Annotated in this window: 18 protein-coding genes and 1 riboswitch; of the genes, 5 read left to right on the top strand and 13 right to left on the bottom strand. The window is 69.1% G+C overall.

Annotated elements, in window-relative coordinates; all coding sequences use genetic code 11:
• Window positions 1–591, bottom strand: coding sequence for a GNAT family N-acetyltransferase (locus ACRB8A_RS01210; protein WP_432245421.1), 591 nt, complete (start codon window positions 589–591; stop codon window positions 1–3).
• 147 nt (window positions 592–738) lie between these two features.
• Here ACRB8A_RS01210 and ACRB8A_RS01205 point away from each other — a divergent pair, with 147 nt between their 5' ends.
• Window positions 739–1,482 carry a siderophore-interacting protein gene (locus tag ACRB8A_RS01205; protein ID WP_432245420.1) on the top strand — a complete coding sequence of 248 codons (744 nt, stop codon included), beginning with the start codon at window positions 739–741 and terminating at the stop codon, window positions 1,480–1,482.
• Window positions 1,483–1,522: 40 nt separating this feature from the next.
• Here the strand turns inward: ACRB8A_RS01205 and ACRB8A_RS01200 are convergent, their stop codons facing one another.
• Window positions 1,523–3,919 (bottom strand): phosphoketolase family protein, encoded by a 2,397-nt coding sequence (locus ACRB8A_RS01200; protein ID WP_432246003.1) that lies wholly within the window; start codon window positions 3,917–3,919, stop codon window positions 1,523–1,525.
• A 121-nt stretch (window positions 3,920–4,040) separates the two neighbouring features.
• Here ACRB8A_RS01200 and ACRB8A_RS01195 point away from each other — a divergent pair, with 121 nt between their 5' ends.
• Window positions 4,041–4,640: a MarR family transcriptional regulator gene (locus ACRB8A_RS01195; RefSeq protein WP_050683687.1), complete on the top strand. Its 600-nt coding sequence runs from the start codon at window positions 4,041–4,043 to the stop codon at window positions 4,638–4,640.
• Window positions 4,641–4,690: 50 nt separating this feature from the next.
• Here the strand turns inward: ACRB8A_RS01195 and ACRB8A_RS01190 are convergent, their stop codons facing one another.
• From ACRB8A_RS01190 to ACRB8A_RS01150, 9 genes are all read right to left on the bottom strand, one after another.
• On the bottom strand, window positions 4,691–5,275 hold the full coding sequence (locus tag ACRB8A_RS01190; protein ID WP_285241137.1) for a histidine phosphatase family protein: 585 nt from the start codon (window positions 5,273–5,275) through the stop codon (window positions 4,691–4,693).
• Window positions 5,272–5,412, bottom strand: coding sequence for a hypothetical protein (locus ACRB8A_RS01185; protein ID WP_285241138.1), 141 nt, complete (start codon window positions 5,410–5,412; stop codon window positions 5,272–5,274). Before ACRB8A_RS01185 ends, ACRB8A_RS01190 begins: the two co-directional genes overlap by 4 nt.
• A 12-nt stretch (window positions 5,413–5,424) precedes the next feature.
• Window positions 5,425–6,282, bottom strand: coding sequence for a Cof-type HAD-IIB family hydrolase (locus ACRB8A_RS01180; RefSeq protein ID WP_050683689.1), 858 nt, complete (start codon window positions 6,280–6,282; stop codon window positions 5,425–5,427).
• 99 nt (window positions 6,283–6,381) lie between these two features.
• On the bottom strand, window positions 6,382–8,067 hold the full coding sequence (locus tag ACRB8A_RS01175) for a dipeptide ABC transporter ATP-binding protein (protein ID WP_432245419.1): 1,686 nt from the start codon (window positions 8,065–8,067) through the stop codon (window positions 6,382–6,384).
• Complete coding sequence (locus tag ACRB8A_RS01170; protein ID WP_432245418.1) at window positions 8,064–9,080, bottom strand: ABC transporter permease; 1,017 nt, start codon at window positions 9,078–9,080, stop codon at window positions 8,064–8,066. The genes ACRB8A_RS01175 and ACRB8A_RS01170 overlap by 4 nt, the downstream gene beginning before the upstream one ends.
• Window positions 9,081–9,088: 8 nt before the next feature.
• Window positions 9,089–10,036 carry an ABC transporter permease gene (locus ACRB8A_RS01165; protein ID WP_050683692.1) on the bottom strand — a complete coding sequence of 316 codons (948 nt, stop codon included), beginning with the start codon at window positions 10,034–10,036 and terminating at the stop codon, window positions 9,089–9,091.
• Between the two features lie 57 nt (window positions 10,037–10,093).
• Window positions 10,094–11,737 carry an ABC transporter substrate-binding protein gene (locus tag ACRB8A_RS01160; RefSeq protein ID WP_056601725.1) on the bottom strand — a complete coding sequence of 548 codons (1,644 nt, stop codon included), beginning with the start codon at window positions 11,735–11,737 and terminating at the stop codon, window positions 10,094–10,096.
• On the bottom strand, window positions 11,734–13,149 hold the full coding sequence (locus tag ACRB8A_RS01155) for an NtaA/DmoA family FMN-dependent monooxygenase (RefSeq protein ID WP_432245417.1): 1,416 nt from the start codon (window positions 13,147–13,149) through the stop codon (window positions 11,734–11,736). Before ACRB8A_RS01155 ends, ACRB8A_RS01160 begins: the two co-directional genes overlap by 4 nt.
• Before the next feature lie 13 nt (window positions 13,150–13,162).
• On the bottom strand, window positions 13,163–14,260 hold the full coding sequence (locus ACRB8A_RS01150; RefSeq protein ID WP_050683695.1) for an LLM class flavin-dependent oxidoreductase: 1,098 nt from the start codon (window positions 14,258–14,260) through the stop codon (window positions 13,163–13,165).
• Between the two features lie 39 nt (window positions 14,261–14,299).
• A riboswitch (SAM riboswitch) is annotated at window positions 14,300–14,408 on the bottom strand.
• A gap of 191 nt (window positions 14,409–14,599) precedes the next feature.
• Here ACRB8A_RS01150 and ACRB8A_RS01145 point away from each other — a divergent pair.
• Together ACRB8A_RS01145 and ACRB8A_RS01140 are read left to right on the top strand one after the other, a co-directional pair.
• Window positions 14,600–15,751, top strand: a complete 1,152-nt coding sequence (locus ACRB8A_RS01145; RefSeq protein ID WP_432245416.1) for an LLM class flavin-dependent oxidoreductase — start codon at window positions 14,600–14,602, stop codon at window positions 15,749–15,751.
• 37 nt (window positions 15,752–15,788) lie between these two features.
• The gene (locus ACRB8A_RS01140; RefSeq protein ID WP_050683697.1) at window positions 15,789–16,175 is read left to right on the top strand and encodes a rhodanese-like domain-containing protein; all 387 of its coding nucleotides are present in this window, start codon (window positions 15,789–15,791) and stop codon (window positions 16,173–16,175) included.
• Here ACRB8A_RS01140 and ACRB8A_RS01135 read toward each other — a convergent pair.
• Window positions 16,172–17,677, bottom strand: coding sequence for an MFS transporter (locus ACRB8A_RS01135; RefSeq protein ID WP_432245415.1), 1,506 nt, complete (start codon window positions 17,675–17,677; stop codon window positions 16,172–16,174). The genes ACRB8A_RS01140 and ACRB8A_RS01135 overlap by 4 nt on opposite strands.
• 202 nt (window positions 17,678–17,879) lie before the next feature.
• Between ACRB8A_RS01135 and ACRB8A_RS01130 the strand changes: the two genes are divergently transcribed.
• Window positions 17,880–19,253 (top strand): PLP-dependent cysteine synthase family protein, encoded by a 1,374-nt coding sequence (locus tag ACRB8A_RS01130; RefSeq protein ID WP_432245414.1) that lies wholly within the window; start codon window positions 17,880–17,882, stop codon window positions 19,251–19,253.
• Window positions 19,254–19,300: 47 nt separating this feature from the next.
• Here ACRB8A_RS01130 and ACRB8A_RS01125 read toward each other — a convergent pair whose 3' ends face one another.
• Window positions 19,301–19,735 (bottom strand): hypothetical protein, encoded by a 435-nt coding sequence (locus ACRB8A_RS01125; protein ID WP_432245413.1) that lies wholly within the window; start codon window positions 19,733–19,735, stop codon window positions 19,301–19,303.
• Window positions 19,736–19,987: the final 252 nt, after the last annotated feature.

Raw genomic sequence — 19,987 nt, 5'->3', positions numbered from 1 at the left:
TCAGTTACCCGCGAGCATGGCCGGCGTCAGGAAAGCCAGCTGGGCTTCCTTGTCCGCCAACTGCACGACGGGGCCGAGCTCGAAGGATGAGGCAAGGAGCCGCCGGATGGCCTTGCCGTTGCGGGCGTCGGGCTCGGCGATGATGCGCTCCGTGCCCGGGTCCGCGAAAACGAACCGGGTCAGCGCCGCCGCCAGCACCGGGGTGAAATGCGGGATGAATCTCGACGCCGGGCCCAGCAGCAGATGCGTACCCGTGTCACCGGGCAGTGCAGGGTAGGCCTCGCCCACCGGATCGTGGATGGCGCGGTAGGTCTGGAAAATGCCGAATGGTTCGCCGGCCAGGTCGATCAGGTAGGCGTGGTGGGTGTCCAGCCCGGCCAGGAATTCGTAGACTTCCCGGACTTCCGCCACCGTATAGCCGGACATACCCCAGAACCTGGCGCGCTCCGCCGTGACCCAGCCGTGGAGAACAGCGGCGTCCGCCACGGGGTCGATGGGCAGCAACCGGAGCAGCCCCCAGGTTTCGAACTCCTCCTGGTAAGCAGGGGTCCGCCGGGCGGCTTCGGGTGCCGCGATTGGGCTGGTGGACATGGCTCTCCTCGGAATAGTCCTGCGGGCTGAATTTTGCCGTAACGCCGCTGCAACGGGACCAGCGGACAGCGCGGGTTAGGTTAGGCTGTCCTCATTAAAGCATCGATTCCCGTTTTGCGTGCCCAGCGTCCGGGCAGAAGGAGAACCATGAAGCGCAGCTGGGAAGGCGCCGTCCTCAAAGTCTTCGGGGCCAAGGATTTTTCCTTGGCCGTGACGGGCCGCGAGCAGATCGGCCCGCAGTTTATGCGGATCCGCGTGGACGGCGGTTCGCTGCTGGCTGACTGCGGCGTCCATCCCACCATGTGGATCCGGCTGTGGTTCGACGACAACGGCAAACCGCACCAGCGCGCCTTCACCCTGGTCAACCCGGATGCCGCGGCCGGGACCTTCAGCCTGGACTTCGCCCTCCACGAGGGCCGGGCCGCCGACTGGGCGCGGGCCGTAAAGGCCGGGGAAACCATCGATGCCACCGTCCAGGGCAGCAAATTCGACCTCCCGGACCCGGCGCCCACCGCCGCGGTGCTGGTGGGCGATCCCGCCTCAATCCCGGCCATCAACTCACTGCTAACGGTCCTCGGCGACATACCTGCCACCATCTGGCTCGAATACAGCCACGACCCGGACCGTTCCCTGCCGGTACATGCCAGGGCCACGGATACGGTGTCCTGGGTGCCGCGCCAGGACGGCGGCGACCGGCTGGTTGGCGAGGTCTGCGCTGCGTTGACCGCCCGCGCCGAAGCGACCGGCCCGGGCATGGATACCGGCTATTACTGGCTCGCCGCCGAGGCCGCCAGCACCCGCGCCATCACCAGGCACCTGCGGAAAACCCTGGGCGTGGACAAACGCCGGATCAACGCGTTGGGCTACTGGCGGTCCGGCGAAGCTTCCTGACCCGCCGGCGGCGCGGCCCCGCCGTCGGGCGCCCTCCTGCCTACGCCCCGCCGAGGGTCCAGCCGGTAATTTCCTCCGGATCCTCACCGTACGTGCGGGTGTGCTCGAAGGCCTTGTTTTTGCGGTCCAACAGGTCCTGGCGCAGGATCGAGTGCCGCGCCGCCAGTCCCGGCACGCGGTCGATCGCGTCGACGGCAAGCTGGAACCTGTCGATCCCGTTGAGCATGGCCATGTCGAACGGCGTGGTGGTGGTCCCCTCTTCCTTGTAGCCCCGCACGTGCAGGCCCTCCTGGTTCGTCCGGCGGTAAGCCAGCCGGTGAATCAGTGCAGGGTAGCCGTGATAGGCGAAAATGATGGGCTTGTCCGTGGTGAAGATGCCATCGAAGTCCTTGGCGGGCAACCCGTGCGGGTGCTCGGATTCGTCCTGGAGCCGCATCAGGTCCACCACGTTCACCACCCGTACCTTGAGTCCAGGGGCTCCCAGCCTGAGCAGTTCCGCCGCCGCGACGGTTTCCACCGTGGGCACATCGCCGGCGCAGGCCATCACGACGTCGGGCTCCTCTCCGGGGACTTCCGAGCCGGCGAACGTCCAGATTCCCAGGCCGCGGCGGCAATGGTTGGCGGCGTCGGCCGGGCCAAGCCAGGTGGGTGACGGCTGTTTGCCGCTGACCACGATGTTCACATAATCCGTGGAAGCCAGGCAGTGCTCCATCACGGAGAGCAGCGTGTTGGCATCCGGCGGCAGGTAGGCACGGATCACCTCCGCCTTCTTGTTCACCGCGTGGTCGATGAAGCCCGGGTCCTGGTGGGAAAAACCGTTATGGTCCTGCTGCCACACGTGGGAGGACAGCAGGTAGTTCAGGGAGGCAATGGGCTGGCGCCACGGCAGCGTCCGGTGCACCTTCAACCACTTGGCATGCTGGTTGAACATGGAGTCGACAATGTGGATGAACGCCTCGTAGCAGCTGAACACGCCGTGCCGCCCGGTCAGCAGGTAGCCTTCCAGCCAGCCCTGGCAGAGGTGCTCGCTGAGCACCTCCAGGACCCTGCCGGAACGCGCCAGGTTCTGGTCGACGTCCTCAATCCGGTACTGCCAGACCTTGTCGGTGACCTCATAGACGTCCTGGAGGCGGTTCGAGGCCGTCTCATCCGGGCCGAAAAGCCGGAAGTTTTCCATGTTCAGTGCAATCACGTCCCGCATCCACGAACCCAGCGTGATCATGGGGCTGACGCGTTCCGTTCCGGGCCGGGCCACCTCGACGGCGTGGTCCCGGTAGGCGGGCAGCAACAGGTCCCTGCGGAGCAAGCCGCCGTTGGCATGCGGTGTGGCGCTCATCCGGAAATCCCCTGCGGGGGCAGCCTCGGCGACGTCGGCACGCAGCCTCCCGTCGGCGTCGAACAGTTCCTCCGGCCGGTACGACTGCAGCCACTGCTCCAGCATCTTCAGGTGCCCGGCGTTGGTCCGCACCTCCGAGAGTGGCACCTGGTGGCTGCGCCAGGTCCCTTCCACCTGCAGTCCGTCCACAACCCGCGGACCGGTCCAGCCCTTCGGTGAGCGCAGCACAATCATGGGCCAGCGGGGTGCCGGGTCCTGCCCGGCACCGTCCGCTCCGGCGGGGCCGGCGGGGTTCCGGCGCCGGTCCTGGATGGCGCGGATGTCCGCCATGCAGGCGTCCAGTGCCTGCGCGAAGTCCTGGTGGGCCTGTTCCGTGGCGTCCGGATCCGCCACCGTGACGAAATACGGTTCGTGGCCGTAGCCGCGGAGCAGCTGGTCAAGCTGCTGTTCGGGCATCCGGGCCAGGATGGTGGGGTTGGCGATCTTGTAGCCGTTCAGGTGCAGGATGGGCAGCACGGCCCCGTCCGCGACGGGGTCCAGGAAGTTGTGCGAGTGCCAGCTCGCGGCGAGTGGTCCGGTCTCCGCCTCGCCGTCCCCGATCACCACGGCCGTCACCAGCTGGGGGTTGTCGAACACGGTCCCGTAAGCATGGGCCAGCGAGTACCCCAGCTCGCCGCCTTCATTAATGGAACCGGGAGTTTCCGGCGCCGCGTGGCTGGGGATGCCGCCGGGGTAGGAGAACTGCCGGAACAGTTCGGCCATACCGTCAGCATCGTTCCCCACGTGGGAGTAGATCTCCGAGTAGGTCCCTTCCAGCCAGGAGTTGGCGACGACGGCGGGACCGCCATGTCCCGGACCGGCAACAAAGAGCATCTCGGCGGCGTCACGCCGGATGACGCGGTTCAGGTGGGCATAAACAAAGTTCAGCCCGGGGGTGGTGCCCCAGTGTCCCAGCAGCCTGGCTTTGGTGTGCCCCGGTTGGAGCGGTTCGCGCAGAAGGGGGTTGCTTCGCAGGTAGATCTGGCCCACGGACAGGTAATTCGCCGCCCGCCACCATCTGTCCAGGAGGTCCAGTTCGTTCGGTCCCATGCTGCCGGCCATGATGGTCCTTCCGTCGATGGCGCCGCCCTGGGACGGCATTACCACCCATCGCACCAGATGGGGAAACCTGGTGCAACCCTGCTTGCCTGCCCGGCACTGCCAACGGGTAGTCTTTGGTTAAATGTTCACGTTGACCATCAACCAAACGGATAGCCGGCGCGACGGCGACCGCGTCCCTCAGCTGTTGAAGGACCTGCGGCACATCCCCGCGCGCCTGGATTTCGACAGGTCCGTGGAAGATGAAGTCCAAGGCATTGTGGACTGCCCGCACCAGGCAGTGGAAGCAGCCCTGGTGGCCCTGCGTTGCGGCTCCTGGTTCGTGGGGATCGGGGTGGGGCCGGTGAACGAGCCGCTGCCCAACCAGATCAAGGACGCCTCCGGGCATGGCCTGGTTTATGCCCGGCGGGCCGTGGACCGGCTCCGCAACGGCAAGGAACGGGTGCCTGTTGCGGTGGAGGGCCCGGTGGCGGACATTGCGCACGACGCCGAAGCCGTACTGCGCCTGCTGGGCCTGATAGTCCGGGACCGGTCAGGGGCCGAGTGGCGGGTGCTGGACCTGCTCACACCAGGGGTCCGTGGCCAGCAAAAAGCTGTGGCCCAGGCGCTGGGCATCACCACGCAGGCCGTCAGCAAGGCGGTGGCGCGGGCGCAGTGGAACGAGGAGCACGCCGCCAGGCCTGCCGCTGCCCGGCTGTTGGCGTTAATCCTCGAAGCCAGGTAGCCGGCGCCGGCTGCTATGTGTTCCGCGGGCCGGCTGGGCGTTGTCAGGTGCTAGCTGCCTGCGGTGGCCAGAACCGGTTCGCCGTTGAAGAATTCCAATTCCCAGCCGTGGACGGCGTGGTGGTGGGCCAGGTTGAGTGCGGCGTTGTCCACGCTGGCGAGGGTCCGGCCGGTGGCCCGCCCCAGGCTGACGCGGAGCAGGGTGCCGTGCGTGACCACCAGGACGCGCTGGCCGCGGAATTCGTCGGCCAGGGCTTCGAGGGCTGCCAGGCCGCGGGTGGCCGCTTCGTCTTCGCTCTCGGCTCCCCGGAACCCGCCGGGAATGCGGAGCGCCTCAAGTTCAGGACCCGCCTGCATGCCCTCCGCGAGGCCGAAGCTGCGCTCGGTCAGTTCGGGGACGCGCCGCGACACGGTCAGCCCCAGCCCCGCGGCAATCAGGTCGGCGGTTTCCGCCGCGCGGCTCAGCGGCGAGGACACCACGGCGTCCCATTCGTAGGGTGCCAGGACGGCTGCGGCGTCGCGCGCCTGTCCGCGGCCCACGTCGTTGAGCGGGATGTCGGTGGCACCCTGCAGCCTGCGTTCGGCGTTCCAGTCGGTCTGGCCGTGGCGGACCAGGGCGAAAGTGGTGAGGCTCATGGCTTCCATTCTGCCTTGCGGGGCGGCCCGGACGGGAACCGGCCCACGGGCGCGCCGGCGATGAGGGCAACCTGGAAGACAGCGAGTCCGGCAAGCAGGACGCAGGCGGCCAGCGCCGCCGTCTGGACCACTGTCATCCCGGTGTGGCGCTAAAGGAGGCTGTGGAGCACACGGGCGGCGCCGTCGTCGTGCACGGAAAGGGTGACCTCGTCCGCAGCGGCGAGAACTTCCTCCGGCGCCTGCCCCATGGCCACGCCGCGGCCGGCCCAGGTGAGCATCTCGATGTCGTTCCGGCCATCACCGATGGCGACCGTCTGCTCCGGCCCGATGTCCAGCCTGGTGCGCAGGTTTTCCAGCGCACTGGCCTTGGTGACGCCGGCGGCGGCGATGTCCAGCCAGGCAGTCCAGCCCACGGAGTAGGTGACGCCAGCGAGGCCGATGTGGCGGATGGCCTCGTTGAACTCCTCGGGGGTGTTGTCCGTGCTGAACACCACCACGCGGACGGCCGTGGCAGCCAGCATGGTCTGGAAGTCGACGCCCACGGCCTCAACACCAAAACTGGCGTCCTGGAACCGCTCGGTGGAGAGGAAGTTGCCGTCCTCGTCCTCCAGCGCGTACTTGGCTGCCGGAAGCCGCTCGCGGAGGGCGCGGAGTGCGGGAGCGGGGTTGAACGTGGCTTTGTGGATGATCTCGTAGCCCTTGTCCAGTTCCGGGTGCAGCCGGAGGGTGACGCCGCCGTTGCAGCATACGGCGTAGCCGTGTTCGATGCCGATCAGCTCGATGATGGGCAGCGTGGCGTTCAGTGACCGGCCGGTGGCAATCATCACTTCGTGGCCTGCGGCCACCACGGCCTGGGCTGCGTTGCGGACGGCCGGGGACATGTGCCCGTCGTGGTTGACCAGGGTGCCGTCCACGTCCAGGGCCACCATCAGCCGGGTGTCGTTGTTGTTGGGGTTCTCTCGCCGGTCATCGTTGCCGGCGACTGAGGATTCAGTCAGCGTTGTCATTGAACAAGTGAAGCAGACGCCCGGCATGGCCGCTAGGACGCGCGCCACAGCTTTGTTGAACGTCCGGTTAATATTCACAGGTTGTCCCCGGTGTGGGTATTAACCCTGGCGGCCCCGGCCCGGGACGGCGGCGATCAGCTCCCGGGTGTACTCATGTGCGGGACGCTCCAGCACCACCCCGGCGGGTCCCTCCTCCAGCAGTTCCCCGCCCCGCATCACGGCCACGCGGTCCGAAATCTGTTGGACCACGGCGAGGTCGTGCGAGATAAAGAGGTAGCTCAGGCCGTCCTTGGCCTGCAGCTCGGCGAGGAGCGCCAGTATCTGGGCCTGTACCGACACGTCGAGTGCCGACACCGCTTCGTCCAGCACCACCAGGTCGGGCCGGAGCGCCAGCGCCCGGGCAATGGCCACCCGCTGCCGCTGTCCGCCGGACAGTTCGACAGGCTGCCGGGCACCATAGGTCGCCGGTAGGTGCACTGCCTCCAGCAGCGAGGCAACACGTGCCCGCCGGTCCGCCGTGGTGCCTTCCCCGAAGGCCCGGAGCGGTTCACCCACGCTGTCCGCGACGCTGAAACGCGGGTCCAGGGAAGCGTAGGGGCTCTGGAAAACCACCTGGAAACGCCGCCGCAGCTGGCGCAGCTGTTCGCCCCTGGCAGCGGCGAGGTCCACCCCGTCAAAGTGCACCGAGCCGGAGGTTGGCCGGTCCAGCCGGAGGAGCAGCCGTGCCACGGTGCTTTTTCCCGACCCACTCTCCCCCACCAGCGCCAGCGTCTCGCGCCGGCCAATCTGGAGCGAAACGTTGTTCACGGCCGTCAGGGTTTTGGGTCCCTTGGCGGTGCGGGGCAGGTGGAAGAGCTTAAGCAGGTCCGTGGCCACCACCAGCGGCTCCGCAGCAGCGGCAGCAGCACGGGGCAGGCCGGCTGGATCGGACAAGGCGCCGGGCACATCGGTGCCAGGGCCACCGGCAACCGCCGGCCGCAGCCGCCGCGGGTTCAGCCCGGGCGCAGCCGCAATCAACTGGCGGGTGTAGGCGTGCTGCGGGTTGCCCAGGACGTTGGCCACCGGGCCGTGTTCAACGATGTCGCCGCTGCGCATCACGATGATCCGGTCGGCCCGGTCCGCGGCCACCCCAAGGTCGTGGGTGATCAGCAGGACGGCGGTTCCGCGTTCAGCGGTGAGGGCCGAGATGTTATCCAGGATCTGCCGCTGGACCGTCACGTCCAGGGCGCTGGTTGGTTCGTCCGCAATCACCAGCCGCGGCGAGGCGGCGAGCGCCGTGGCAATCAGAACCCGCTGGCGCATCCCGCCGGAAAACTGGTGCGGAAACTGCCGGGCCCGCGTTTCCGGGTCCGGGATGCCGCTTTCGGCCAGCAGCCGCACGGCACTTTGCCGGGCCACCTTCCGCGGTTCCAGCCGGTGGATGGTGAGCGCCTCGGCCACCTGGACTCCTACGCGCTGCAAGGGGTCCAGGGCAGCTGTGGGATCCTGCGGGATCAGGCCGATCTCCTTGCCCCGTACCCCCTGCCATTCCTTCCGGGTGAGCTTTGCCAGGTCGGCGCCGGCAAACACCACGGAGCCGGCGTCAGTGCTGGCGTTGGCGGGCAGCAGGTTGATGATGGCGTGTGCGGTGGTGGTTTTGCCGGAGCCGGATTCGCCCACAATCGCCACAACCTCGCCGGCGTGGACCTCGAAGCTGACACCATGGACCGCTTCGGTGGTTTCCCCGTTGACGCGGTAGCTGACGCGCAGGTCCTCGACTCTAAGCAATGGCTGGGTGCCGGTCATGTCCGGTTCCTTTCGGGGTTGGCGAATGCGTGCGATACGCGGTTGGTGGCCAGCACGACGGCGGCAATCACCACGCCCGGCAGCGTCACCAGCCACCAGGCGGCCACGAGGTAGTCCCGCCCGCCGGCCACGAGGGATCCCCATTCGGCCGACGGGGGCGGGGCGCCGAAGCCCAGGAAGCTCAGCGAGGAGATGGACAGCACCGCCATGCCGAATTCGAGGGCCGAGAGTGCCAGGACCGGGCCGGCGGCGTTGGGCAGCACGTGCCGGAGCAGGATGGTGTGCCAGCGGACGCCGGCGGAGCGCGCCGCTTCGACGTATACGGCGGTCCCCACCCGCAGGGCCTCCGCCCGCATGATCCGGGCGAAGTTGGCAACACTTGCCACCCCCACGGCGATGGCAATGTTCACCGTGCCGAACCCGAGCACGGTGATGAGCGCCAGGGAGAGCAGCAGGCTGGGGATGGCGAGCAGGACGTCCATGACCCGCATGATCGCGTCATCCACCCGGCCGCGCAGCGAGCCGGCCAGCAGCCCCAGGAGGGAGCCTGCCACCAGGCCCACCCCAACGGCGACGGCCGTCGCCGCGAGCGAAGTGGCGGCTCCGTGCACCACCCGCGAGTAAAGGTCGCGGCCCAGGCTGTCGGTGCCGAACCAGTGGGCGGCTGATGGCGGTTGCAGCCGGTCGGCCGGAACCCCGGTGTCCGGCGGCCAGGACGAGAAAGCCCCGGGCACCACGGCCCACAAAACCACCACACCAAGGACCAGGCCGGCCAGCACCAGGCCGGGGGCACGGCCCAGCCTGCGGCTGGCGGCGGCCAGGCGCGGGAGCGCTGCGCGCCCGACGCCGGCAGCCCGGCCGGGTGCGCGGCGGCCGGTTCCGGGCGTTCCCGGCGAAGCCGGGGAGACGTCCGGGGCGGGACCGGAAGCTGTTGGGACTGGACCGGTACCCTCAACTGCAGGGTCCCCGGGACGGGTCTGTGCCGGACTGGGCCGGACGAGTTGCTGCGGCATGGTGCCTCCTAAACCGATACCCGGCGGGCGGTGTTGATGCGCGGGTCAACCAGTGGGTAGATCAGGTCCACCAGCAGGCTGGTGAGTACAAAGATGGCGGCGGCGAGGACCACAAGGGTCTGCACCACCGGGATGTCCCTGCTGTTGACAGCGGTGACGGTGAGCCGGCCGATGCCGGCGCGGGAGAAGACGGTTTCACTGACCACGGCGCCCGCCAGCAGGTTGCCCACCAGGATCCCCAGCATGGTCAGGGTGGGGATGGCGGCGTTCCGGAGGGCGTGACCGAAGTGGATCAGGGCGTCGCTGGCGCCCTTGGCCCGGATCTGTTCGATGTAGGGTTCGCCCAGCGTCCGGTGCAGGCTGCGGGACAGCAGCTGGGCGATCACGGCGGCGGTGGGAATCGCCAACGTCAGGGCGGGCAGCACCAGGCTCGCCACGCCGTCGTTTCCGATGGCCGGGAACAGCCGGAACCGGAAGGAAAAAAACTGCAGGAGCAGCAGCCCAATCCAGAACGTGGGCACGGCGATGCCCAGCGGAGGCAGGGCGGCAAAGGCCTGCCGGAGCCAGCGGTTCCTGCTGAACGCGGCCCCGATGGCCAGGGCGCTGCCCAGGATGACGGCGAGCGCAAAACCGGCCGCGGCGAGCTTGATTGTTTCTGGCAGGACCTCCGCCACGGCCGCCGTGGCGGAGACGCCGTTCTTGATGGAAATGCCGAAATCGAGCTGCAGCGCCTTGACCAGCGCAATGAGGTACTGCTCGGGAAGTGGCCGGTCCAGCCCGTATTCGCTTCGGAGCCGGGCAACCAGCGCGGGGTCAACCGCGTTTTGCTCGTCGCCGCTGGCCATAATGCTGACCGCGTCGCCGGGCAGGAGGTAGAGGATAAAGAAGGACACGGTGTAGGCCGCCCAGAGCACGAAGGCTCCCTGCAGCAGGCGTCGTCCGATGAAGCGGATCATGGTGGTCCTTGGGATCGGGCGGCGGCTGGCCTGTGAGGGGCCGGCCGCCGCTGCTGCCTAGTTGCTGAGCCAGGTGTCGTAGAAGTCCAGCCGGCTGGACGCCTCGAAGGTCAGGCCGTGCACTTTTTCGCTGGCCGAGATGGTGGTGGAGAGCTCGTACAGCGGGATGGAGTGGGCGTCCTTGATCAGCGTTTCCTGGGCCTGGTCCACCAGCTTCTGCCGGGCGGCCTGGTCCAGGGCTGCTGCCTGTTCGCCCAGGGTGTCGTCCACCGGAAGCTGTTCCCTCAGGTTGCTGCCGCCGCGGGCGGTGGCGGAGGAGAACACTGTCCGCAGCACGTCCGGATCACTGCGGGTCAGGTTGCCGTAGGAGAAGTCATAGGTCTTGTCCGCCTGGGCGGCCGTGACATCCGCGATGGTGGTGAATTTCAGCTGCAGGTCCACCCCCACGGCCTTGAGCTGCTGCTGCACCAGTTCCAGGACTTCCTTGGGCGACTGCCAGTAGGTGACCTGGAAGGAGAGCTTTTCGCCCTCCTTTTCCCGGACCCCGTCCGGGCCTTCCTTCCAGCCGGCGGCGTCCAAAAGTTTCCTGGCGCCGTCGGGATCATGGGCCAGCAGCGGGCTGAGGTCCGTGAAGTACGGCGTGGTGTGGGACAGGACGCCCTTGGCCGGCTGGTCGGCATCGGTCAGCAGGGTGCTGGTGATTTCCTCCCGGTTGATGGCCTTGGAAATGGCCTGGCGGACGGCGGTGTCCTTGAGCTTGGGGCTGGACTCGTTGGGGTAGAGGTTGTAGACCACCCCGGGGTTGGCGCGGGTTTCGGTGCTGAAGCCGTTGCCGTTGAACAGGGCAACGTCCGCGGCGGAGATGGCCGCGGTGGCGTCGATCTGGCCGGACTGCAGGGACCCGGTACGGTTCCCGGCCTCGGGGATGATCTTGAACGTGACAGTGTCCAGGTACGCCTCGCCCTTGTTGGTGTTGGTGGCTGCAGGCCAGGAGTAGCCGGGCCGGCGTTCCAGGACTGCTTCCTTATCCACGGTGTAGCTGCGGACGCTGAACGGTCCGGAACCGGAGAATTTACCGGCGCAGCGGTCCGCTTCGGACAGGGCGGCGGCCGCCGGGGAGAGCAGGCCCAGGGTGAACGTGGACGTGGCCTGCAGGAACTGGGCGTTGGGCTTGGAGAAGTCCACCACCACGGTTTTGGCGTCCGGCACCGTGATGGCGCTGACGTCGCTGAGGTAGGTCGAACCCAGGGTGGCCTTCGCGCCGAGGGCCTTGATGGCCTCGAAGTTGGTCTTCACGGATGCCGCGTCGATGGCGGCTCCGTCGGCAAACGTGGCCCCGTCCCGGAGGGTGAAGGTGAAGCTGGTGGCGTCGGCGTTGGCCTCGAACTTTTCGGCCAGCCACGGCACGATCTCCCCTGTTTTCGGGTCCTGCGACGTCAGCGAGGCAACTGTCTGCCGGGCCACGGCGATGGCGTCGTTGTTGCCCGCCTGTTGCGGGTCAATGCAGCCGCGGTCCACAGAAAGGGCGAAGTTAAGGTTTCCGCCGGAAACAGGGGTGGCATCGGCGGCCGGTTCGGTGCCGGCGCCGGCCGTCCCGCCGCAGGCGGACAAGAGGAGGGCCGCAGCGAGGAGGCCGCCCACGACGGCGGGCCTGCTGGTGGGGCGATTGGCGGTGGTTCCAGCGGGGTTGAAGGGGTTCATGCGACATTTTCGCTTTCCTGGCGGCCGGCCGCGGACAGGGTGCCGCGCCGGTGTGATGAGGGGACCCGGAGTCCCAGGTTTTCGCGGAGGGTGGTGCCTTCGTATTCGGTCCGGTAGACGCCGCGGTCCTGCAGGCGCGGGACGAGTTCGTTGACAATGTCGTCCAACCCGCCGGGGACAAGCCAGGGGGTGATGTTGAATCCATCCACCGCTCCGGTCCTGGCGTATTCAGCCAGCAGGTCGGCGACGCCGTCGTAGGAGCCCACCAGGCCGCGGCCGTTCAGGCGTGACCGGGCAGCAACGAACTGGCGGATGGACTGGCCCTTCCCGCGGGCCTCGTCCCGCCACTGGCCAGCGAGTTCAATTGCGCTTTTGCCGTGGAAGGCGTTTCCGCGGGTGGGGTTCGTGACGTCCACTACGGGGTCGATCTCAGGCAGCGGCCCGTCGGGGTCATACCCGTCCAGGGTCCGGCCCCAGAACTGTTCAAGGTAGGCGATTGCCGTCTCCGGGCCTACCTGCTGCTCCCGGACCCAGTGTTCCTTCTCCGCGGCCTCCTTTTCTGTGGCGGCGAGGATGAATTCCTGGCCCGGGAAGATTTTGACGTCATCCGCGGGGCGGCCGGCCTTTAGTGTGCGGGCCACGATGTCCGCCCGGAACACCTTCGCATCCTCGAGTTCCGCGTGCCGGGAGAAGATAACGTCGGCGTTGCGGACAGCGAAGTCGCGGCCGTCGGGTGAATCCCCCGCCTGGAAGAGGACGGGGTGGTGCTGGGCGGACCGCGGCAGCCGTCCCGTGATGTCCACGTCGAAGCTTGCGTCGTTCCGGCGCACCGGGGTGATGCTTCCTTGCCGGAGCCAGCGCCCGTCGCTCCGGGACCCGGCGATTGCGCCGTCGGCCCAGGAGTCCCAGATGGCTTTGGCGGTCTGGACAAAGGCTTCGGCCCGGACGTAGCGGTCCTCGTGCTTGAGGAACCCGCCGCGGCGGAAGTTGGCGCCGGTCCAGGCATTGTCCGTGGTGACGATGTTCCAGGCAGCGCGGCCGCCGGAGAGCAGGTCGAGGCTGGCCAGCCGGTGGGCCAGGTCCGCGGGATCGTTGTAGGTGGTGTTTTGGGTGGCCACCAGGCCGATGTTGGTGGTGACGGCGGCGAGTGCCGCCAGGGCAGTCTGCGCGTCCGGGCGGCCCACCACGTCCAGGTCGTGGATTCGGCCCAGGTGTTCACGGAGCCGCAGTCCTTCGCCCAGGAAGAAGGCTGAGAACAGCCCGCGTTCGGCGGTCTGGGCCACGCGGCGGAAGGATTCAAAGTCGGTCTGGGAGCCGCTGTCCGGGGCTTTCCAGACGGTGGTGTGGTTGACGCCCTGGAAAAAGACGCCGAACTGGATCCGGCCGTTGCCGGTGGGACGGTGCGTGGTCATGGGGTGCTCTCTTTCAGGCCGCTGCGTAGCGGTTGGCGGGGCGGGGAAGGCCGAAGGACCGGCGCAGCGTGGTGCCGGCGGCGGGCGCGCTGACCAGGCCGGCGGCGCGCAACGCGGGCAGGACGTTGAGCGCCAGTTCCGGCAGGTCGACGTCCACGACGGCGGGATGCAGCCGGACGCCGTCCGCGGCATCGAAGAGCCGGGCCAGCAGGGACACGAGGCCGGCGGGGCTGCCCACGTACCGGGCGCCGCCGGTCCACGGCTCGTGGCGGTCCAGCTCCGCGAGCCGTTCCGCGGCCGTTTGGCCGCGGGCGTCGAGGATCACGTCGAGCTCCACGAGGGTCCGGGGAACGCCGGTGGCGGCCGCCGCTGAGGCTGCTGCGGCGAGCCCGTCAACGGTGGCGGCTGAAGCGAGTGCCACGTCGGCTTCCACGGTGGAGAGCAGCGCCGCCGGAGCGATGACCACCAACTGCCCCTGCAATGGCCGGGGAATGATCGCCGGGCCCTTGACGGCGAAGCGCTCCCCTTCGAAGTCGGCGTAGTGCAGTTTGTCGCGGTCCAGGTAGCGGCCGGTGGAGGCGTCGCGGATAACGGCGTCGTCCTCCCAGGAATCCCAGAGCCGGCGGCCGGCTTCCACGGCGTCCGCGGCTTCGAGGGGCGCTGCGGCGGCGGCCAGCTGCTCACGGCCCACGGCGCGGGCTTCTTCGGGCGCGTTGGCCGCGCTGACCAGCCAGCCCGCCCTGCCCTGGGAGGCGTAGTCGAGGCTGGCCAGCTGGGTGGCGACGTGGAATGGCTCGGTGTAGAGGGTGTCCACCTCGGGTACCAGGCCGATCGAGCCGGTGATGGGGGCAGCGAAGGCGGCCCGTTGCACGGCATCGATCCGGCCGGGAATCCCGGCCGTGCCGGCATCCACCACGCGGGAATCGCGGAAGGTGGCCAGGTGGAAGCCGGCGATGTCTGCGGCCTGGACGGTGCCGCTGATGCGGGCACCGCCCAGCAGTCCGTCCGGAAGGTGGTGGGCGTGGCGCCACGCGGCGGGGTGCGCCCCGTCGCCGTCGAGCTCAACGGCCACCACGTTGGGACGGTTTTCGGGTACTGGTAGTGAAGGCATGGCTTTCCTCTTTCAGGGGCCGCTGGTGCGGCCGGGACGACATTTCACTTGCCGCAGTGCGGCCAGGTCTGTTTCCGGAGCACCCCGCCACTAAATGCCTGAGGGTTGCCGCAGCACGAGCCGGTCCTTGGCGTGCTGACTCTTGACCTATGGCTCGAATGTACGATCCCCGAATGACCCCCGCAACCGCCGTTGTCGCACGAGGTCAACGCGCGAAACGCCACGTCAAGCGACGGCTTAAACCGTCATCTGGCGGCGCCTGTGACGGCCTGTTGCGCACCGTTGAGTCCGGTGACATGGCGCTTTGGGCGCCGGAGCCGGCGTCCGTAGGGTCAAGCCATGAGCCCAACGGATGCCCTGCTGTCAGTTCTCGATCTGAGCCCCATCCCGGCGGGGGTGGACGCCGGGCAGGCGCTGCGCAACAGCGTGGAGCTGGCCGTCGCTGCCGAGGACCTCGGCTACCACCGCTATTGGCTGGCCGAGCACCATCTCAATCCCGGCGTCGCGGGTTCCGCCCCGCATGTGCTGTCCGCCCTGGTTGCTGCCGCCACCCGGACCATCCGGGTGGGGACGGCTGCCACCATCCTGGGCAACTACCGACCGCTGCAGGTAGCCGAAAACGTCGGAACCCTGGCGGCAGTGTTCCCGGACCGGATCGATCTGGGATTTGGCCGCTCCGGCCAACCCGCTTCCCCGCCGGCAAGCACCGGCGGGGAAGACCTCCGGACTGCCGGCGAACCCGCGCCGGAGGACGCGGGCCGGGTGGTGGCGGGCCTGGTGGTCCCCGCCAAACGGCAGCCGTTCAGTTCCGTGCTGCCCCGGAAGTTCCGGCTCCAGGCCGAGCTCCTGGGCCGGGAGCCCGGGGATGCGGACAACTTCGAGAGCGACGTGCAGGACGTCATCGGCTTTTTCGACGGCGGCTACCGCACCCGGCACGGCGAGGGGATCACGGTGACACCTGCCCTGGGACATGCCCCGCAGTTCTGGCTCCACGGTTCCACGGCGGGGCCCAGCGCCCGGCTTGCCGGGAAGCTGGGCCTGCGGTTCGGCGCGAATTACCACGTGTCGCCGGCCACGGTACTGGAGTCGGTGGCCGAATACCGGGCCCACTTCCGGCCCTCGGCGGCGGTGCCGGAACCGTACGTCACGGTATCCGCGGACGTGCTGGTGGCCGAACGCGAACAGGACGCCCGGCGGCTCGGCGCGGGCTTCGCCGCCTGGGTGCACAGCATCCGCAGCGGCCAAGGCGCCATCGCCTATCCCGCCCCGGCCGACGGCGGCCGGGTGGACGCCGCGGTGGGCTCCCCGGAGCTGGTCCGGGACCGCGTGGAAACACGGTTCGTGGGCGCCCCCGGGACGGTCACCGCCCACCTGAGGGCGCTGCAGCGGGCCACGGGCGCCCAGGAGCTCCTGATCACCACCATCGCCCACGGGCAGGCGGAGCGGGTGGCATCCTACGGGCTGCTTGCCGACGCCTGGGCCCGCGGCTAAGACCCCGGTCCAACCAACCCATCCTCAAAGGAGAACCATGAGCACCGAAACCGACACCCAACTGGTCAGCGCCGCTGACGCCGCCCGCCTCATCGCCGAAGGGGCCCTGCTGGTTGACGTCCGCAGTGACGCCGGCCGGAACAGCACCGGGGCGATCCCCGGGGCGCTGGTGGTCAACCGGGAGCGGGTGGACCAGGACTTCGGCCCCGACTCCCCCGAACTGTTGCCCGAAGTGGAAGCCGCGGGCCGGAACATAGTGGTGTTTTGCGGCTCCGTCAACGGCTCCCGCCCTGTAGCCGAGAAGCTGAAGGTGCTGGGCTACGCCAACGCCGTCCATGTGGACGGCGGCTTCCCGGCATTGCGGGAGGCCGGGGTGCCCACCACAGGCCCCACGGACCCGGGCGCCCAGAGCCCGGCCGCTTAAGGACCGGCCCGCCGGCGCTTCGAAGGCTGCCGGCGGGTGGCCTGCCGCCCGGCGACAGCGGCTGTGCGGAGCCAGTCCGCACTGCCGGCCAGCACAGCGACGCCCAGCAGCACCGAGCAGAGCACCACACCCTGGTGGAAGGCCCGGCGGGGGTCCGCGCCGGCGGTGAGGAACATGCCGGCGGCGGCCGCTGAACACAGCGCCGCCGTGAACCGTTGGCTGAGTTGGTAAAAGCCCGCGGCCACCCCCGTGGCACCGGGCGGGGCCTGGGCCAGTGTCAGGGTCTGGTTGGGGGCCACCACCAGACCCACGGCTAGCCCCTGCAGGAGCCCGACGGCGGCCACCGCCATCGCAGCGGCTCCGCTGTCCAGGTACTGGACGGCCAAGTCCTTGCCGGGCAGGCAGGCCAGGCCGGCCACCAGCGCCCAGACGACACCGCCCCGCCCGTAGCGGCCCAGGAACCGCCAGCTGAAGCTGGAGGCCAGCAGCATCCCTGCGGCCTGCGGCGCCAGGATCGCGGCGGCCGCCAACGGCGGCAGGCCGGTGCCGGCAAGGAAGTAGAACGCGGTGACCGCGGCCATGGCCGCGCCCACGCCAAACTGGCACAAGGCAACCACGGTGCCAAGGACGTAGCCGGGCGAGCGGACCAGTGCCGGGACCAGCAGCGGGGTCCGGCCGCGCCGGTGGTACAGGACCTCCCAGCCGGCAAACACGGCCAGCGCCACGGCGCTGCTCCCCAGCCAGATGGGCGTTTCCGGACCCGGGCCCTGGATGGTGGGCACCAGCGAGGCCAGCACCACGGCACCCAGGAGCAGCGCGCCTACTGCATCGATGGTGGGCCGGCGTTGGCCGGGCACCGCCGGCGACCGGGACCGGCGCGGGAGGAACACCAGGGCCAGCGGAACCAGGACCAGGACCAGCGGAACGTTGACCAGGAACAGCAACCGCCAGCTCCCTTCCTGGCTGCCCACGGAGAGGATCACGCCCCCAATCAGCGGACCGCACACGGCAGCCGTTCCGCCCGCCGCCGCGTAGTACCCCAAGGCTTTGGCCCGGCCGGCACCGGCATGGACATCCTGCAGCAGGCCCAGGACCTGTGGGTTGAGGGCCCCTGCACCGAGGCCCTGCAGGAGCCGTGCCCCAATGACGACGGTCGGATCGGTGGCCAGGCCGCCCAGCAGGCTGAACGCGCCAAAGACGCTGAGCCCTGCCACGAACAGGGTGCGGCGGCCCACAAGGTCACCCAGCCGGCCCGCCGGTACCAGCGCCAGCCCGAACACCAGTGAATAACTGGCCAGGATCCATTGCACCTGCCCGGCGTCCGCCTGCAATCCGGCGGCCATGGCCGGTACTGCCAGGACAAATACCGACTGGTCCAGCAGCGTGATGAACCCGGCCCCCAGGCACAGCCACAGGACAGTCCGGGGCGGCACCTGCCGCTGCGGGGTTTCCTGGCTGCGGCCACCGCTGGGTTGACGTCTTTGCTGGATTCGGAGGGCCATGTCCGGACTCTATGGCGGGTTTCCGGGCGTTCCGGAATTTCGAGTCGGGACGTGAATCCCAGTGACCGCAGGTGACATCAGCGGACCTGGGAGGGCATATTTATGACGGCTGCAGGGCCATTGCCGGACGCATTGGCTCATCCTGCGACACCCGGGGAAACGCAGCTTTGGGCCCCTGCCGGCTGCCCCCTACCGTGGCCCCATGACCGTTCACGAATCAGTCCTCGACGCCATCGGCGGCACACCGCTGCTCCGCCTCCGCAGGCTCGGCGCCGGCCTCAGCCCGCGGATCTACGCGAAGCTCGAGTTCCAGAACATCGGCGGCAGCGTCAAGGACCGGGCAGCGTTGTCGATGGTCAGGGCTGCCGAAACTGCCGGACACCTGCGGCCGGGAGGCACAGTGGTGGAGGGGACCAGCGGCAACACCGGCATCGGGCTGAGCCTGGTGGCGGCGCAACTGGGCTACCGGTCGGTGATTTTCGCACCGACGGCCACGGCGGCGGAAAAGATCAGCCTGCTCCGGGCATACGGTGCCGAGGTCCACCTGGTGGCTGATTTTGTGCCGCGCGGACACCCGGACCACCTGGCCAGCCGCGCCGCGGACTTCGCTGCCGCCACCCCGGGAGCCTGGTTGGCGCAGCAGTACGACAATCCTGCCAACCCGGCAGCGCACCGGGAATCCACCGGGCCGGAAATCTGGGCGGACACCAAAGGCACTGTTACCCATTTGGTGTCCAGCGTGGGAACCGGCGGCACACTGTCCGGAACGGGTGGACACCTCAAGGAGGCCAGCAGCGGCCGGATCCGGGTGGTGGCCGCGGATCCGGAGCACTCCCGCTACGCCGGTGGCGACGGCGCCCTCAAGTATGTGGAAGGTGCCGGCCACGCGCTGCACCCGGATTCCACGGAAGACATCTGGCCCGAAGCGTTTGATACTTCGGTGGTGGACCAGTACGTTCGGGTCAGCGACCGGGAAGCCATCTTCACCGCCCGCCGCGCCGCCCGGGAGGAAGGGCTCCTGACGGGGGCAACCGGCGGCCTGGCCCTGGCCGCAGCGCTCCGGCTGGCCGGGACCCTCGATGCGGATGACACCATCGTGGTGGTCCTGCCCGATTCCGGCCGGAACTACCTTTCGACCTGCTTCGACGACGGCTGGCTCACCCGGCTGGGCTTCCTTGAACCACCGGACCCGGCAGGAACGGTCCGGAGCCTTCTGGCGGGCCGCGAACCGGCCGGCGTGCCCATCCTCCCGGCCTCGCTGACAGCTGGCGAAGCCATCGCGGCGGCAGCGGCACTGGGCCTGGAACCCACGGCGCCGGTGTTCCTGGCCCTGGACCGGGGAACCCGGCACGGCACAGTGCATCCCCGCGAGGTCCGTGCCGTGGTCACGCCGGAGTCCCTCCGGCAACTGGCCGCCGGCTCCGGCAGCCCGGAAGACGCCGCCTTGGCTGGAGTGGCGTACCAGGCCCTGGGTGCCGGGGAGCCGGCGCCGGGGCGCCGGCCGGACGCAGCGCCGGGTTTCCTCGCGGTCCTGGTGGATGGCCGGATCGCCGCCGCGGCGCCGTGGCCGGCTTGAAGTCAAGCCAGGCCAGGTCTCGTCAGCTTGTCCGCAAAGCCCAGGCTTTAGGTCCCTGAGCTGCGGACAAGCTTAGGAACTGCGCTGGATGCGGCCTTGAGCCGGTAATGGAACACCATGCCGTTTTCGTCCTCGTGCCGGGCACTGATCCCCGCCACGACCAGGGCGGGGGCTGCCACAGCGTCCGCCCAGGCGTGCGCCTCATCCCAGAACACATCCAGGGGCCACCGCTGGTAGTCCAGCAGCAGCGAAACGGCCAGGGTCAGCACGGGCGGACCGGCCGCCGGTTTGGTTCCGAAACCCACAATGGTGACGGATGAACCCTCCGTCAGGAGGGCGGGCCTGCGCTGCAGCGCCGTAACGGCACTCTCCAGGCCGCCGCTGTACATGTCCTCCCGGGCCAGGGCGGCAAGCTGGGACCGGAAGGTTGCCAGTTCGCCGCCGCACAGCCTGGTGATCCGGTGGGTGAGGGTGCCGGCCATCCGGTCTCCTTGTTCATTGCGGGGCCGACGGCGGCCCGGGGCCTTTTCCAACCAGCCAACCACCGGGCAGGAGGCTTTCCAACACGGACGCAACCCGCCGACGCGCGGCGCAACAGATGTCCTCCCGTTTCCTTGGATGACAAGGCGCGACGCCCCGTTGCGGCCCGGGATGACCACGGGCTGCTGGCATGCTTAGCCTGTCGGTCAGGGAACCCGCGCAGCCGGTGCGGGGCCGGCCGAACACGAGAGGGC

It is taken from the genome of Arthrobacter sp. G.S.26, from assembly GCF_050847375.1.
Lineage (GTDB): Bacteria > Actinomycetota > Actinomycetes > Actinomycetales > Micrococcaceae > Arthrobacter.
This window is presented reverse-complemented; position numbering and strand designations above follow the sequence as displayed.